This window comes from Leifsonia sp. 563, from assembly GCF_040545055.1.
Lineage (GTDB): Bacteria > Actinomycetota > Actinomycetes > Actinomycetales > Microbacteriaceae > Leifsonia.
On the sequence record NZ_JBEPLE010000003.1, the window covers coordinates 248,832 to 263,366 of the forward strand.

16 protein-coding genes are annotated in these 14,535 nt (G+C 68.6%); 7 read left to right on the forward strand and 9 right to left on the reverse strand.

The window, feature by feature from the left end:
- Positions 1-13 precede the first annotated feature (13 nt).
- Genes ABIC47_RS11670 through ABIC47_RS11685 form a run of 4 tightly spaced genes read left to right on the forward strand, consistent with a single transcriptional unit; the run spans position 14 to position 4,357 of the window.
- Complete coding sequence (locus ABIC47_RS11670) at positions 14-1,201, forward strand: ROK family transcriptional regulator (RefSeq protein ID WP_354480563.1); 1,188 nt, start codon at positions 14-16, stop codon at positions 1,199-1,201.
- On the forward strand, positions 1,198-2,106 hold the full coding sequence (locus tag ABIC47_RS11675; RefSeq protein ID WP_354480565.1) for a Gfo/Idh/MocA family protein: 909 nt from the start codon (positions 1,198-1,200) through the stop codon (positions 2,104-2,106). Before ABIC47_RS11670 ends, ABIC47_RS11675 begins: the two co-directional genes overlap by 4 nt.
- A gap of 9 nt (positions 2,107-2,115) precedes the next feature.
- Positions 2,116-3,840, forward strand: a complete 1,725-nt coding sequence (locus tag ABIC47_RS11680) for a glycoside hydrolase family 13 protein (RefSeq protein WP_354480567.1) — start codon at positions 2,116-2,118, stop codon at positions 3,838-3,840.
- 46 nt (positions 3,841-3,886) lie between these two features.
- Entirely contained in the window at positions 3,887-4,357 is a 471-nt protein-coding gene (locus ABIC47_RS11685; RefSeq protein WP_354480569.1) for an SRPBCC family protein, read from the forward strand.
- Between the two features lie 35 nt (positions 4,358-4,392).
- Here ABIC47_RS11685 and ABIC47_RS11690 read toward each other — a convergent pair whose 3' ends face one another.
- The 7 genes from ABIC47_RS11690 to ABIC47_RS11720 form a co-directional block, all read right to left on the reverse strand.
- Positions 4,393-4,977 carry a TetR/AcrR family transcriptional regulator gene (locus ABIC47_RS11690; protein WP_020075922.1) on the reverse strand — a complete coding sequence of 195 codons (585 nt, stop codon included), beginning with the start codon at positions 4,975-4,977 and terminating at the stop codon, positions 4,393-4,395.
- 99 nt (positions 4,978-5,076) lie between these two features.
- Positions 5,077-7,353 (reverse strand): transglycosylase domain-containing protein, encoded by a 2,277-nt coding sequence (locus ABIC47_RS11695; RefSeq protein WP_354480571.1) that lies wholly within the window; start codon positions 7,351-7,353, stop codon positions 5,077-5,079.
- Positions 7,354-7,483: 130 nt separating this feature from the next.
- Positions 7,484-7,951: a MarR family winged helix-turn-helix transcriptional regulator gene (locus ABIC47_RS11700; protein ID WP_354480573.1), complete on the reverse strand. Its 468-nt coding sequence runs from the start codon at positions 7,949-7,951 to the stop codon at positions 7,484-7,486.
- A gap of 370 nt (positions 7,952-8,321) precedes the next feature.
- Positions 8,322-8,762: a DoxX family protein gene (locus ABIC47_RS11705; RefSeq protein WP_354480575.1), complete on the reverse strand. Its 441-nt coding sequence runs from the start codon at positions 8,760-8,762 to the stop codon at positions 8,322-8,324.
- Between the two features lie 154 nt (positions 8,763-8,916).
- Entirely contained in the window at positions 8,917-9,207 is a 291-nt protein-coding gene (locus ABIC47_RS11710) for a hypothetical protein (protein ID WP_354480577.1), read from the reverse strand.
- A 108-nt stretch (positions 9,208-9,315) separates the two neighbouring features.
- Positions 9,316-9,549 carry a histidine ammonia-lyase gene (locus ABIC47_RS11715; RefSeq protein ID WP_354480579.1) on the reverse strand — a complete coding sequence of 78 codons (234 nt, stop codon included), beginning with the start codon at positions 9,547-9,549 and terminating at the stop codon, positions 9,316-9,318.
- An 80-nt stretch (positions 9,550-9,629) separates the two neighbouring features.
- Positions 9,630-9,827, reverse strand: coding sequence for a MerR family transcriptional regulator (locus ABIC47_RS11720; protein WP_354480581.1), 198 nt, complete (start codon positions 9,825-9,827; stop codon positions 9,630-9,632).
- Positions 9,828-9,963: 136 nt separating this feature from the next.
- Between ABIC47_RS11720 and ABIC47_RS11725 the strand changes: the two genes are divergently transcribed.
- The 3 genes from ABIC47_RS11725 (at position 9,964) to ABIC47_RS11735 (ending at position 12,627) form a co-directional block, all read left to right on the forward strand.
- On the forward strand, positions 9,964-10,638 hold the full coding sequence (locus ABIC47_RS11725) for a PadR family transcriptional regulator (RefSeq protein WP_089880091.1): 675 nt from the start codon (positions 9,964-9,966) through the stop codon (positions 10,636-10,638).
- Between the two features lie 154 nt (positions 10,639-10,792).
- A complete protein-coding gene (locus ABIC47_RS11730; RefSeq protein WP_354480583.1) occupies positions 10,793-11,806 on the forward strand; it encodes an ABC transporter ATP-binding protein in 1,014 nt (337 codons plus the stop codon).
- The gene (locus tag ABIC47_RS11735; RefSeq protein WP_354480585.1) at positions 11,803-12,627 is read left to right on the forward strand and encodes an ABC transporter permease; all 825 of its coding nucleotides are present in this window, start codon (positions 11,803-11,805) and stop codon (positions 12,625-12,627) included. The genes ABIC47_RS11730 and ABIC47_RS11735 overlap by 4 nt, the downstream gene beginning before the upstream one ends.
- A gap of 136 nt (positions 12,628-12,763) precedes the next feature.
- Here ABIC47_RS11735 and ABIC47_RS11740 read toward each other — a convergent pair whose 3' ends face one another.
- Together ABIC47_RS11740 and upp are read right to left on the reverse strand one after the other, a co-directional pair.
- A complete protein-coding gene (locus ABIC47_RS11740) occupies positions 12,764-13,495 on the reverse strand; it encodes a winged helix-turn-helix domain-containing protein (protein WP_020075905.1) in 732 nt (243 codons plus the stop codon).
- A gap of 380 nt (positions 13,496-13,875) precedes the next feature.
- The gene (gene upp / locus ABIC47_RS11745) at positions 13,876-14,508 is read right to left on the reverse strand and encodes a uracil phosphoribosyltransferase (protein ID WP_026307013.1); all 633 of its coding nucleotides are present in this window, start codon (positions 14,506-14,508) and stop codon (positions 13,876-13,878) included.
- Between the last annotated feature and the right edge of the window lie 27 nt (positions 14,509-14,535).

Consider the following 14,535-nt stretch of genomic DNA (forward strand, 5'->3'; position numbering starts at 1 on the left):
AGGGGATGCCGCGATGACGAGCACGATGGAGGGGACGCCCGTCCTGACCGGACCGGGCACTCCGGGCGGCATCCTGGAGCTCGTCCGCTCCGGCCGGTCCCGGTCGCGGGCGGATCTCGCCCGCAGCACCGGCCTCTCGCCCTCGACGGTCTCGCAGCGCGTCGACGCCCTCATCGCCGCCGGCTACCTCCGCGAGGCGGGTGCGGGCGTCTCCCACGGTGGTCGCCGCCCCCGCGCCCTCGAAGTGGATGCGTCCACGGGCGTCGTCTGCGCCGCAGACCTCGGCTCTCACCACGCCACCTTCGGGCTCATCGATCTGAGCGGGCGCGTGCTCGCCTCCCGGACCGAGCCGATGGACATCTCCACCGGCCCTGCCGCCGTGCTCCGCTGGATCGCCGAGGTCGGCGCCGAGCTGACGGAGGCGCACGCGCAGCCGGGCCAGACGCTCCGCGGGTTCGGCATCGGACTCCCCGGCCCCGTCGACTCCACCACCGGTCGCATGGTGTCGCCCTCGCGCATGCCCGGCTGGAACGGTGTGGATGTGGCGGCCGAGCTCTCCGCGATCACCGGCCTCCCCGCCGCGGCCGACAACGACGCCAACCTGATGGCGCTCGGCGAGTACGACACCCTGGGCGGCGATGTCGGCGAGCTCGTGTTCGTGAAGGCGGGATCGAGCATCGGCTGCGGCATCGTCGCCTTCGGCGGCGTCTACCACGGTCACCACGGCATGGCGGGCGACATCAGCCACGTCACCGTCCCGGGCGCGCCCGCGGTGCTCTGCTCGTGCGGCCGGATCGGCTGCCTGGATGCGGTGGCCGGCGGCGCCGCGATCGTCCAGGCACTGCGGTCCTCCGGCGTCGAGATCTCTGACACCCGCGAGGTGCTCGCACTCGCCAGGGACGCGCATCCACGCGCAACACAGGAGCTCCGGGAGGCGGGCCTCCGCACCGGCGGCGTCCTGGCGACCATCATGAACTTCTTCAACCCGCAGCGCCTGGTGCTCGGCGGCATCCTGGGGGAGGCCGAGGCGTTCGTCGCCGGGGTGCGCTCCGCCATCTACTCGGACTGCCTGCCGATGATCACCGACCAGCTCGACATCGCGGTGACCGTCGCCAAGGAGCAGGCGGGCATCCGCGGGGCAGGGCGGCTCATCCTCGACTCGGTGTTCGACCCCGCGCGCGTCGACCTCGTCGTCCGATGACCCAGGCCGTCGCCATCGTCGGCGTCGGCCGGATGGGCCGGGCGCACGCGGCGGCGTGGGCGACGAACGACGTCCCGGTGCTCTACGCGGTGTCGCCGCGCCGCCGTCCGGATCTCCCGGAGGCGCCCGACGCCCGCTGGGCCACCCGGCTGGAGGAGGCGCTCGACGACCCCGCCGTCACCATCGTCTCCGTCTGCACTCCCACGCCATCGCACGCCGATCTGGCCATCCAGGCGCTCGAGGCGGGCCGTCACGTGCTGCTGGAGAAGCCCATCGCGCTCACCGTGGAGGACGCCGAGCGCGTGGAGGCCGCGGCTGGCAGGGCGCGCGGGACGCTGATGGTCGCGCACGTCGTCCGGTTCTTCCCCGGATACGCGGCGCTGGCGGAGCGCGTCGCGGCGGGCGCCGTCGGCCGTCCCCGCGTGGTGCGCGCGTCGCGGATCTCGGCGGCGCCGGTCGGCTACGACTGGCTCGAGGACGAATCGCGGTCCGGCGGCATGCTCGTCGACTTCGCCATCCACGACATCGACCAGGCGTCCGCCTACCTGGGTCGCGCTGTCGCCGTGACGAGCATCCCGTCGGCGGGTGCGGGCTTCGGCGTCCCCGTCACCACGACGATCGAGTACGAGGGCGGCGGTGTCGCGCAGGTGCTCAGCGTGTCCGACCTCCCGGAGGGCCAGCCGTTCCGCACGACGTTCGAGGTCGTCGGCGACACGGGGGTGGATGCGGCGGAGCCGGAGGCGGGCGATGCGTTCGCCGCGCAGGCGCGCTACTTCCTCGACTGCGTGACCGCGGGCGTGCCGACCACCCGAGCGCCCGTCTCCTCAGCGGTCGAGGCACTGCGTGTGGCCGTCGCGGCGCGCGAGTCCGCGCGCACCGGGCGACGCATCCTGCTGCCCCGGTAGGGTGGGCGCGTGAGCGACAAGTGGTGGCAGTCGGCGGTCGTCTATCAGGTCTATCCGCGCAGCTTCGCGGACAGCGACGGAGACGGGATCGGTGACCTGCGCGGGGTGATCGAGCACCTCGACTACCTGAACGAACTCGGCGTCGACGTGGTCTGGCTCTCGCCGATCTACGCCTCCCCGCACGACGACAACGGCTACGACATCAGCGACTACCGTGCGATCGACCCGCTGTTCGGCACGTTCGACGACTTCGACGAACTGCTCGAGGGGATGCACGCCCGCGGCATGAAGCTGGTCATGGACCTCGTCGTCAATCACACGTCCGACGAGCATCCGTGGTTCATCGAGTCGGCGTCCTCCACCGACAACCCCAAGCGGGACTGGTACTGGTGGCGTCCCGCTCGCGCGCGCAAGCAGCCGGGCGAGCAGGGCGCGGAGCCGAACAACTGGGGCTCCTTCTTCTCCGGGCCTGCCTGGCAGCTCGACCCGCAGACCGGCGAGTACTACCTGCACCTGTTCTCGCGCAAGCAGCCGGACCTCAACTGGGAGAACCCGGAGGTCCGCGACGCGGTCTACGAGATGATGAACTGGTGGCTCGACCGCGGGGTCGACGGCTTCCGGATGGACGTCATCAACTTCATCTCCAAGGTCACCTCGCTGCCCGACGGGGTCGTCCCGGAGGGCGCCCTCTACGGCGACGCGTACCCGTACTTCGCGCAGGGCCCGCGCATCCACGAGTTCCTGCACGAGATGCACGAGCGCGTGTTCGCCGGCCGCGAGGACCGGTACCTGACGGTCGGCGAGATGCCGGGCGTCGACATCGAGCAGGCCCGACGCTTCACGGACCCCCGCAACGGCGAGCTCGACATGGTGTTCCAGTTCGAGCACGTCGACCTCGACCACGGACCAGGCGGCAAGTGGGATCACCGGCCGCTCAGCGTGCTCGACCTCAAGCGCAACCTCTCCACATGGCAGGAAGGACTGGCCGACCTCGGCTGGAACAGCCTGTACTGGAACAACCACGACCAGCCGCGCGTCGTCAGCCGGTTCGGCGACGACGGCGAGCACCGCATCCCGTCGGCGAAGGCGCTCGGGACGGTCCTGCACCTGATGCGCGGCACTCCGTACGTCTACCAGGGAGAGGAGCTCGGGATGACGAACGTCCCGTTCTCCTCGATCGACGACTTCCGCGACATCGAGTCGCTGAATCACTACGCGGAAGCCGTCGACATCCTGGGCGCTCCCGCGGAGGAGGTGCTCGCGGCGCTGCGGCGGACGAGCCGCGACAATGCCCGCACTCCGATGCAGTGGACGTCCGGCCCGCACGCCGGCTTCACCACCGGGACGCCGTGGATCACGGTCAACCCGAATGCGGCCGACATCAACGCCGAAGCCGAGGTGGCCGATCCCGATTCGGTTTTCGCGCACTACCGCGCGCTCATCGACCTTCGCCACAGGTCGGAGGTCGTCGCGGCCGGGGACTACGCGCTCGTGCTGCCGGAGCATCCCCAGGTCTTCGCATACACCCGCAGCCTCAGCGACCGGTCGTTGCTGGTGCTCGCGAACCTCAGCAGCGAGCCGGCGACGTTCGATGCCGCGCAGCTTCCCGCCTGGGCGGTCGGTGGCGGCGATGCGCCTGCGGCCGAACTGGTGCTCTCCAACCTGGGATCCGCGACCGAGGCGACGAGCGGATCGCTCCGCCCCTGGGAGGCCGTGGTCTACTCCCGGGGTTGAGCCTCGCGACAGGTCGTCCTTGCGCGGGCGGCGCGCCGGGTGTGGGATGGGCGACACGACCCGGGAGGCGACGATGGGCAACTATGTGGCGCGTGCGGAGATCGACGTGGCTGCACCACGGCGTGCGGTGTGGGATGTGCTGACCACGAACGGCGCGCGTCCGGAGATCCTGTTCGGCGCGGAAGTGGTGTCCGACTGGCGCCTGGGGTCGGAGATCGTCTGGCGCGGCGAATGGCAGGGCAAGGCGTTCGAGGACCACGGTCGGGTGATCGAGCTGGAGGATCGCGAGGAGCCGTGGCGTATTGTGCTGACGCACTTCAGCCCGCTGAGCGGCCTGCCCGACGAACCGGAGAACTATCACACCCTCCGGTTCGAGCTGGATGAGATCCCCGGCGGAACGCGCGTGACCCTCGACCAGGACAACAACCCGACGCGGGAGGCCGCCGAGCACTCCCGGGCGAACTGGGCGCAGATGTTGGAGGGCGTGAAGACGGTGGCCGAGCGCGACGCGCAGTAGGGTCCGGTCGCCGGTTGGGCGGCGCGGTCGCCCGATCAGGCGTCGAATGCCTCGCGGAGGAACGCGACGAGGAACACGTCGAACGCCTGCACGGTGCCGTTTCGGTCGCCGGTCATCAAGAAGCCGAAGTGGAGTCCGGCCGCCGAGTCGACGAGCCAGGTGGCGAGGATGCCCGCCCGCCGGGTCTCGATGCCCTGCTTCTTGAGCCACGCTTTGACCGTGTCACGCCACTGCATGAAGGATGTGGTCACGCGCTTGCCGATGTCGGGGTCGATCGGCTCCAGGGCTCCCGCCTCGAACTGCAACCGCAGCCCGGTGCGGTTGTTCTCGCGCAGGGAGTGGCGGAACGCCTCCTTGTACCAGTCGTGGAACTGGTCGCGGTCGAACGCCGTGACATCGACGCCGGCGAGCGACTCGGTCTGCTGACGGACGCCCTCCTCGAGGATGGCGTCGATCATCTCCTGCCGGGAGCCGAAGTGGTACACGAACGAGTAGGTGCTCACCCCGAGGGCGCTGGCGAGACTGCGAAAGGTCATGCGGGAGAGCGGCTCCGTCGCCACGTGCTCCATGATGCGGCCGAGCAGTTCCGGTTTGCGGTTCGGATCTGGTGTGCGTCCCACGCGATAACACTAGTCCGGATATCGGGCGGCCTGGCTAGACAGCAGTAGACTCTGCTGCCGACCTTCGGCGTGCGAAGGCCGGGCCGACTCGCGGCTCGATCAGGGCTTACCGGGCTTGCCCGGACCGCCCTGGCCGCCACCGTTCCCGGGGTTGCCGCCGGCTCCTGGTGCAGGTGCCGTCGGCGCTCCCGGAGCGGTCGGCGGCTTGGGTGCGACCGGAGCCGTCGTGAACTTGCCGCTCGGCGATGGGAAGGCCCCGCCTCCGTACGCCGCGTTCAGCGCCGTCTGGATCCGCTTGACGATCGAGAACTTGACGTTGCCGCCCCCGATGCCCTGGAAGCTCTGGCTGCGGAGCGCGACGCCGCCCTGGACGTTGCCGACCCAGGTGGCCTGAGCGACCTTGGTGGTGGAGGTGACGAGCCAGTTCTCGACGGAGTTGTCGGTCGTGCCGGTCTTGCCGAAGATCGGGATACCGTCGCCGGGGTTGGCCGACGACGCCGTGCCGCCTCCGCGCAGCACACCCTGCAGCGCGTAGATCGCGGCAGCGGCGACCTGCGGGTCGATCGGCGTCGGCGAGCACGCCGTCTTGGGCACCGCGTGCTCGGCACCGTCGGCGTCGACGATCTTGTCGATCGCGATCGGGCTGCAGGCGACGCCGTTGTTGGCGAGGCCCGCGTAGGCGGTGGCCATGGTGATCGGCGCGATGTAGTTCGTACCGAGCACGGCCGACGGGTTGGCCATGAACGGGTTCGCCGCCTCGTCCGCGCCGTGGACCAGCAGATCCTGGGCGCGCTGCTTGATGCCGCACAGGTCGAGCTGGGTCGCCATCTTCGCGAACACGGTGTTGATCGACTGCGCGGTCGCATTCATCACGGTCGTCGCCGTGACGCTCTCGCCCTCGTCGTTGGAGACGTTCCAGGGGGCCCCGCCGATGTCGTTGCACGGATCGCTCGCGTGGAACTGCGTCTGCGGGAAGACGTGCTGGGTTCCGCTCACCGTCTGGTAGAGCGAGTGCCCCTCCTGGAGCCATTCGAGCAGGTCGAACACCTTGTACGCCGAACCGGTCTGGAAGCCCTCGGAGCCGCCGTAGTCGTAGTCGGTGTTGTAGTTGACGGCCGTCGTCGCCGGGGCTGGATTCGCCGTGTTGTCGTACGGCCGGTTCTGCACCATGGTCACGACGCGGCCGGTGCCGACCTCCACCGAGACATTCGACGATCCGAGGTCGAGGCGCGGGTCGGCCGGCGGGATGTACGCGCTGACCGCCGCCTGCGCCTGGCTCTGCAGGTCGAGGTTGAGCGTCGTGTAGATCTTGAGGCCGCCGCGGGTGAGGAAGTTGGAGCGGTCGTCCTCGGTCTTGCCGAAGATCGGGTTCTGCTCGATGGTGCGCTCAACGTAGTCGCAGAAGAACGCGGCGTTGTACTGCTGGGCGGTCATGCAGCCGTTCTGCGTCGGAGTGATCTTCGGCTCGACCTTGGTGGCGCGCGCCGCGTCGTGCTCCTCTTTGGTGATCTTCCCGTTGGCGAACATCCGGTCGAGCACGTAGTTGCGCCGATCCAGGGTCTCCTTGTACCCGTTGGCCGCGCCGTTCTCCTTGTCGTCCGGACGGTCGATGCGCAGGTTGTCGGGGTTGTTCAGGATGGCGATCAGCGTCGCCGCCTGCTGGATGTTCACATCCTTCGCCGCAACGCCGAAGTAGTACTCGGCAGCGGACTGGACGCCGTACACACGGCCGCCGAAGAGCGCGATGTTCAGGTAGCTCTGAAGGATGTCGTTCTTCGAGTACTCCTTCTCGAGCCCGATCGCGTAGCGCATCTCCTTCAGCTTGCGCGACGGGTCCACCTTCGTCGCGTCGTCGTAGCAGGCCTCGTAGATGGTCAGCTGCTTCTTCTGGACCGCATCGCTCGCGGTCGGGTCGGGCTGCTTGTTCTCGCAGCGCTGCACGAGGATGTTCTTGACGTACTGCTGGGTGATCGAGGATCCACCCTGCACGGATTTGTGCAGCGCCGTCAGGACGGCCCCGCGCACGGTGCCCGTGACATCCACGCCGCCGTGCTCATAGAACCGCGGATCCTCCGTGGCGATCGCGGCGTCCTTGAGGTTCTGCGAGATGCCGTCCCAGCCGACCTCGACGCGGTTCTGCGAGTAGAAGCTGGCGATCGGGACCTGCTGGCCGTTGCTGAGGGCGTACATCGTCGAGGCCTGTGCGAGCGGCTCGACCTTGATGTATTCGGGCAGACCGTCGAAGACGCTGATGGTCGAATCGGCCGCGCTGCCCGTGAGCGCCACGGCCGGTGTCACCGCCGCCGCAGCCAGCACACCAGCGAGTCCGCTCAGTGCCACGAAGCCGGCCAGGGCAGGCGCCCATCCCCATCTCATGCGTCTTCTCCCTCGTGGAACAACCATCCGTCCGTGGCGGCAATGATACGCGTCGCATCCGACGGGTCCGGGACGCGCACGCTCAGGTTGGTGGAAGGAACGAAGACCGCTGGGCCTGTGGAAACCTTCGTCAGGAGGCGTCGCGCAGCTTGTCGCAGAGCACGGCGAGGGTCTCGAGTTCGTCGGGGGTCAGCCGACCGCCGACGCGATCTGTGATGGTCTTCATATGATCGACGGCGACCCGGCGGAACATGTCGTATCCCGTGTCGGTCAGCCGGATCACCGTGCCGCGCGCATCGGACGGCTCCGGGCATTTCGCCACCAGTCCGCGTGCGACCAGCCGGTCGACGAGGCGGCTCACGCTCGGCTGGGTGAGCAGCACGTGCTTGTTCAGGTCGCGCAGCCGCAGTTCGCGGTTCGGCTGCCGCGACAGGTTGAACAGGACGTCGTACTCGTTGAACGAGATATCGCGGGTGGGGAACTCGGCCGCCAACGTCCGCATCACGGCGACCTGGGCCCGGAACAGCGACTCCCACGCGGAGACGGCGCTGATGCGGGCGCGTTTCGTCGACTCCGCCGCCATCGCGCTCTCGACCATGACCCGTCCTCCCTACGCGAGCTCAATGCATTCGCATCTTCTCATCATGCGCGCGCGGCCGACATCCGTGCCACCACGGGGGAGCGGCGAGGGTGGAAGGAGAGGACGGGGAGAAAAGATTGAGGGCCGGCCGCAGAGGCTAGCGGCCGGCCCTCTCCCTTGCACCAAGAGTGTCCTGCAATCACATTCCGCGATGGCTGCCACAGCAAACAACCATTGCTCTTGAACTATATAACGAAGAGGTAACGGCATCTAGTTATCAAGTCGTTATTTTTTCTGCGAGTTCGCTATGCGTACGTGAGAACGGTCGTGGGAACGACATCGCCGATCCCGCACGCCGCGGTTTTCCCTCGAACTCGACCGACCGGGCTCAGGCCGCCAGCGGCATGCGCCCGTGCAGGACGGCTGCGTGCAGGGACAGGCGTCCGGGACCGGTCAAGGCGAGCGCGACGGCCGCACAGGCCAGCAGCAGCGGGAACTCGAATCCGCCGTCACTGGCGAAGAAGCCGGCGGAGAGGTGCGCGGTGAATACGGCGCCCAGCATCGCGGCCGCGGCGAAGATCCCGGCGATGCGTGTGCCGACTCCTGCCACGATGAGCGCACCTCCGAGCAGCTCGATGGTCGCGACCGCCGGCGCCACGAGTTCCGCGGCGGGGACACCCATCCCCGCGAAGGATTCCGTCACCCCGGGCAGGGTGTAGACGAACAGCTTCTGGATGCCGTGGGCGATGAGTATGCCTCCGACGGCGATGCGGAGCAGGAGCAGACCGAGGTCGCGGGTCGACGGTCGAGACGTTGCGCGTGGGCTCATGGAGTCCTCCAGGTCGTGGTGACGTCCGGTGCGGGATGCACCGTGCGGTCTACCCTCGCAACGCTTTCTGGAGCGCCGGTGGACATGCTCCGGGAATCGCCGGACAGCGGCGTGTCAGGTGAACCGAATCGATCGCGATCTCGTGTCGTGACCGTCAGTCGGTGCCTGGGAACGTGTCGCCGATCTCCACGGCATCGAACACATCGCGATCGACGACGATCTCTCTATAGTCGGTGGATGTTTGGATGCCGAGCATGTACGACTCCGGGGAGACGCTGATCTCGCCGGCCCCGGCGCCCCGAGAAGGCAGCCGCAGCTCACCGTGTTCATCGACATGCCGCTTCTCGCGGACCGTTCCGACGACGCCCTTGGGTGAAATGACGCGGCGCCTCGAGCGCTCCATGAGCCAGATCGATGACCCGCCGACTGCCGCCACGGCGAGCACGAGGACAAGCGGAATGAGGGCGACCACGAAAATCGATCATGGCACGCACGACGGCGCGATGAACCAGGCGGACGCGACGTGGACATCAGCCACACGCACCGCACCCGCTCAGGAGGGCGAGCCGCCCGGGTAAGCCGGGTTCCCTGGGCCGTGGTGGCGGCCGGTCGCCGGGTCGATCCAGTTGCCCGAGCCGGTGAGCCGGTGCCAGCGTTTATGGAACGCGAGGTCGGTGCCCTCACCTTCGACGACGGCCGCACCGCACAGATCACAGATGCGGAGGATGACGATGTCGCCGTCCGCGGTCGTGACTGAGATCATCCCCTCCGGGAATGCAACGCTCATGGTGCTCCTCCTCCTGCCGCCATCGCGCCCCGCATCCATATTCCGAAACTTCTGTCAGGGTACGTGATCGACCCCCCGTCTCACCTTCCAACTCGTTGAGCCCCGACACCCGACAGGCTCTCGAGATAACGGTTCACTTCGTCGAGGGCTATCCGCACGGCTCCGCGGTAGAACACGGTACGAAGCCCGCCGGCTGCGATGAGTTCGTGCACCTGCAGCTCTCCGATGCCGATCCGCGAAGCCGCCACCTCGGGGAGGAGAAAAGTCGGGTCGTCCACACGAAAACCGTAACCGCGTGCGTCGAGGCGGACAGCCGCGAGTACGGGTAGCCGAACCCCGCGAGCCGCTGGGGTGGACAACGATACTCTGAATCGAATACTCTACTCAGAGTAATCGACACCTGGAGGACGCATCATGGCGAAGCGTGCGGTATCCAACCCGCTGGCGTTGGCCGTTCTGGCCTGCCTCTGGGAGCGGCCGATGTACCCGTACGAGATGACGACGACCATGAAGGAGCGCGGGAAGGAAGACAGCATCCGCCTGAACTTCGGGTCGCTCTACGCCGTCATCAAGTCGCTCGAGAAGCACGGCTTCATCGAGGTGGCGCAGACCGAGCGCGAGGGCAACCGGCCGGAGCGCGTCGTCTACGCGATCACGCCGGCCGGGCGGCAGGAGGCCGAGGAATGGCTGCGGGAGCTCGTCGAGATCCCGGTCAAGGAGTACCCGGCCATCGAAACCGGCCTCTCGCTCCTTCCGATGCTGCCGCCGCAGGTCGCAGCCGACCTGCTCGAGCGCCGGCGCGATCGGATCGACGCCGACATCGCCGAGCGCACCGTCCTGCTGGCGGAGACGAGCGGCCTTCCGGAGCTCTTCATGGTCGAGTTCCACTACCGGATGGCTGTGCTCCAGGCGGAGCGCGCGTTCGTGGCCGACCTGGCCGCACGCATCCGCGACCGCTCGATCGGCGGCTACGACTGGTGGGAGCAGCTGCACGAGCTGCTCGCCCAGGGGATCGGCATGGAGGAGCTGCGCGAGCGCATCGCCGCGGGTGCCTTCGGAAAGGAGGCGGCCGAGCTGTTCCTGTCGTAAGGCCTCGTGCCACAGAACGATGGCCGGAGAGCGGCAACTCTCCGGCCATCCACACCTTCAGTCGTTCCGTGAGGAACCTGCGTCAACAGTCACCGAGGGCTGTCTTCAAGGATATCCCTGTCGGTGGCTGCCTACCTGAAAGAGAGAAGCCACCATGGCAACCGCAAACGGGCCGGCGCTCGCCGCCGACCACCTCGTGAAGACCTATCCAGGAAGGCGGGGGAAGCCTCCGCTCCGCGCCCTCGACGACCTCGGCTTCGTGGCCGAGAAAGGCACCGTGTTCGGCCTGCTCGGGCCCAACGGCGCCGGCAAGTCGACGACCATGAAGATCCTGTCGACGCTCACCCGCCCGGACTCGGGAACGGCCTACGTCGCGGGCATCGATGTCGCACGTCATCCCGCGCGCGTCCGCCGTGCCCTGGGGTTCGTCGCCCAGAAGCCGGTGTCCGACCCGATGGACACCGGAGTGGAGAACCTCGTGCTCGCCGGCCGGCTGCAGGGCATGTCCGGGCGCGAGGCGGCGGCTCGCGCCCGCGAACTCCTCGATCGGTTCGGCCTGACCGACCACGCCCGCCGACAGGTGAAGACCTACTCGGGCGGCATGGCACGGAAGCTGGATGTGGCGATCGGCCTCATGCACCGGCCGGAGGTGCTGTTCCTCGACGAGCCGACCACCGGCCTCGACCCGGAGGCGCGCGCCGAGCTCTGGCTGGAGCTCGAACGGATGACGACCGCCGAGAACCTGACCGTGCTGCTGACGACACACTATCTCGACGAGGCGGACCGTCTGGCCGACCGGCTGGCGATCGTCGACCACGGCCGGGTGGTCGCCGGCGGGACGCCCGAGGAGCTCAAGAACGACCTCCGCGGCGACGCGGTGATCGTCGAGCTGGCCGGCGACGCCGATCCGTTTGCGGGGCTCACCGCCCTGCAGCGGGTGGATGCGCTCCGCGAGGTGGGCGGAGACGGCCGCACCCTGCGCGCCCGCGCCGACAACGGCGCTGCGACGCTCCCGCTGGCACTCGCCGCGCTGGAGGCCGCGGGCGTCGCCGTCGCCTCCGCCACCGTCGCCCGGCCCAGCCTGGACGACGTCTACCTGCGGCACACCGGCCGCACCTTCACGCGGGCGCAGGAGTCCGCCGAGTTCGTCCTGGAGAACGCATCATGACCGCGACCGCCCTTCCCGCATCCCGTCCGCAGCGGCGGAACGGCCCCACCTTCCTGACGCACACGCTGCTGCTGACCGGACGGCAGCTGCGCGCCGCCTGGCGGATGCCGGCCTTCCTGGTGATGAACCTGGTGCAGCCGGTGATCTGGCTCCTGCTGTTCGGCCAGCTGTTCAAGTCGGTGATCGACATCCCCGGCTTCGGCGTCGGCCAGAGCTACCTGGAGTACCTCACGCCCGGCGTCGTAATGATGCTGGCGCTGTTCGGATCCGCGTGGTCGGGGACCGTGTACATCCAGGACATGGATCGCGGCGTGATGGACCGCTTCCTCACCTCGCCGACGAACCGCGGCGCGATGATCGTGTCGACGCTCGTCTACCAGTCGCTGCTCGCGGTGGTGCAGTCGTTGGTGGTGGTCGGCATCGCGTTCTGGGCGGGGGCGCGGTTCGAGGGAGGCGTCGTCGGCATCCTGCTTCTCCTCCTCGGAGTGGTGCTGTTGACCGCGGTGTTCTGCTCGCTGTCGAACGCGGTCGCGCTACTGGCTCGTGAGCAGACGGCGCTGATCGGAATCTCGCAGCTGATCACGCTGCCGCTGATGTTCCTCAGCTCGGCGATCATGAACACGAAGCTCTCGCCGGAGTGGGTGCAGAACGTCTCCGCCTACAACCCGTTCGAGTGGGCGGTGATCGTCGGTCGCCAGGCGCTCAGCGCGCATCCCGACTGGGCGACACTGTGGGTGCATGCCGGTCTGCTGGCGGCACTCGCGGTCGTCATGGCCGCCTGGGCGACCAGCGCCTTCCGCGTCTACCAGCGCTCCGCCTAGCGCCTCGCCCCGCGCTCTACGCCCCATCCGCCCACCGTCGAGTCCGCACAAATTGCACGTTTCTCCCCCGAGAAGCGGTAAGTCTTTGCGGACTCGGCGGTGGGCGCCCGGGGCGGGGCGGGGCGGGGCGGGGCGGTTAGAAGAGGTCGGGGGAGGGGGCGCTCGCGTAGCGGATCGAGACGTCGGCGTGACGGTCGAAGCGGTAGCCGACACCGCGGACGGTGCGCACGATGTCCTCGTAACGGCCCAGCTTCGCGCGCAGGCGGCGCACGTGCACGTCGATGGTGCGCTCGTTCGGGATCTCGTCCTCATCGGCGCCGCTCCACAGCGACGAGATGAGCTCGGAGCGCTCGATGGTGCGGCCCTCGCGGAGCACGAGGTACTGCAGCAGCTCGAACTCCTTGTAGGTCAGCGCGACGGTCTGGTTGTCGAGCACGAGACGCTTCCGCGAGATGTCGACGACGACGCCGGATGCGGCGCGGTCCTCATCCTCGTCGACGGTGACAGCGTGGCGGTGCTTCGCGATGGCGGCCGGGTCCTGCAGGGCGAGGCGCACCACATCCACGTCGCGTCCACCAGCGCCGGCCGGGGCGAGGGCGACGGCGGCGTAGGTCTCGGCGGTCGGGGCGATCTCGGCGGTGAGACGCTTCAGCGCCTCCACGATGCGACCGAGGTCGGTGCCAGCGGCGGCGGCCTTCGCCTCGTCGATGCCGACGTAGAGCACGAAGCCGCGGGCCTCGGTGCCCTCGGGCACGGCGCGGATGCGGGGAGCCGGCTCAGCGGCGGGCGCGGGAGCCGGACGGACCGGGCTGACGGGGGAGACGGCGGAAGTGCGGGGGAAAGCGGTGTCGATGGTGGCCAGAGACATGGGAATCGAGTCCTTAGTGATGATGTTCCGGATCCCGATGCGATGAAGCTCCGCGGGTACGGCGGAGTGCAGGGATTCCGGGGAATGTCGTGTTGTGTGCCCCTAGACGGTGGGGCGGATGCGCGGGAGCGTGAGTGTGGCGCTCCCGGGGAGCGTGCGCCCGGTCACGACGAGATGACGTCGGAGGGCTGCTGCTCGGCGAAGGGTCGTCAGATCAGCGACACATTCGGCAACACATGACGGAGTCGCGGCCGGCCATCATCATGCCGGCATCCCCAAGGGCCTCGAAGGAGGTCAGGGTACGCGAGTTGTCAGTCATGCAGGTTAGTAAAACCGACGATGACTCGACGTGTCAAATCATTACGCAATGTTTCGTGCGGCTACACGGTGCCGTAGAGGCGGTCGCCGGCGTCTCCGAGGCCCGGGACGATGTAGCCGTTCTCGTTCAGGCGCTCGTCGAGCGCGCCCAGGACGATGGTCACATTGCGGCCTTCCGTCGCCTTCTCGAGCGCTTCGAGACCCTCCGGGGCCGCGAGCAGGCAGATGGCCGTCACGTCCACGGCGTTACGTGCGAACAGGAACTCGATCGCGGCGCCGAGCGACCCGCCGGTGGCGAGCATCGGGTCCAGCACGAAGCACTGCCGGTCGGACAGGTCCATCGGGAGTCGCTCGGCGTACGTGGTCGGCTCGAGCGTCTCCTCGTTGCGGACCATGCCGAGGAAGCCGACCTCGGCGGTCGGCATGAGCCGCACCATCCCCTCGAGCATCCCGAGGCCCGCACGCAGGATCGGGACGACGAGCGGGCGCGGCTCGCTCAGGGCGACGCCGGTCGTGGTGGTGACCGGGGTCTGGATCTCGACGGGCTGCACACGGACACCGCGAGTCGCCTCGTACGCGAGCAGCGTCACGAGCTCCTCGGTGAGCTGGCGGAACACCGGCGACGGCGTCCGCTTGTCACGGAGCACCGTCAGCTTGTGGGTGATGAGTGGGTGGTCCGCAACGTGCACTCGCATAGGCTCAAGGCTAGCCGAACCCCGAAC

Coding starts and splice junctions, on each gene's coding strand:
- ABIC47_RS11700 (WP_354480573.1), bottom strand. CDS start 7,951: ATGGTCGAGAGCGCGATGGCGGCGGAGTCGACGAAACGCGCCCGCATC.
- ABIC47_RS11695 (WP_354480571.1), bottom strand. CDS start 7,353: ATGAGATGGGGATGGGCGCCTGCCCTGGCCGGCTTCGTGGCACTGAGC.
- ABIC47_RS11730 (WP_354480583.1), top strand. CDS start 10,793: ATGGCAACCGCAAACGGGCCGGCGCTCGCCGCCGACCACCTCGTGAAG.
- upp (WP_026307013.1), bottom strand. CDS start 14,508: ATGCGAGTGCACGTTGCGGACCACCCACTCATCACCCACAAGCTGACG.
- ABIC47_RS11670 (WP_354480563.1), top strand. CDS start 14: ATGACGAGCACGATGGAGGGGACGCCCGTCCTGACCGGACCGGGCACT.
- ABIC47_RS11685 (WP_354480569.1), top strand. CDS start 3,887: ATGGGCGACACGACCCGGGAGGCGACGATGGGCAACTATGTGGCGCGT.
- ABIC47_RS11705 (WP_354480575.1), bottom strand. CDS start 8,762: ATGAGCCCACGCGCAACGTCTCGACCGTCGACCCGCGACCTCGGTCTG.
- ABIC47_RS11715 (WP_354480579.1), bottom strand. CDS start 9,549: ATGAGCGTTGCATTCCCGGAGGGGATGATCTCAGTCACGACCGCGGAC.
- ABIC47_RS11740 (WP_020075905.1), bottom strand. CDS start 13,495: ATGTCTCTGGCCACCATCGACACCGCTTTCCCCCGCACTTCCGCCGTC.
- ABIC47_RS11725 (WP_089880091.1), top strand. CDS start 9,964: ATGGCGAAGCGTGCGGTATCCAACCCGCTGGCGTTGGCCGTTCTGGCC.
- ABIC47_RS11675 (WP_354480565.1), top strand. CDS start 1,198: ATGACCCAGGCCGTCGCCATCGTCGGCGTCGGCCGGATGGGCCGGGCG.
- ABIC47_RS11735 (WP_354480585.1), top strand. CDS start 11,803: ATGACCGCGACCGCCCTTCCCGCATCCCGTCCGCAGCGGCGGAACGGC.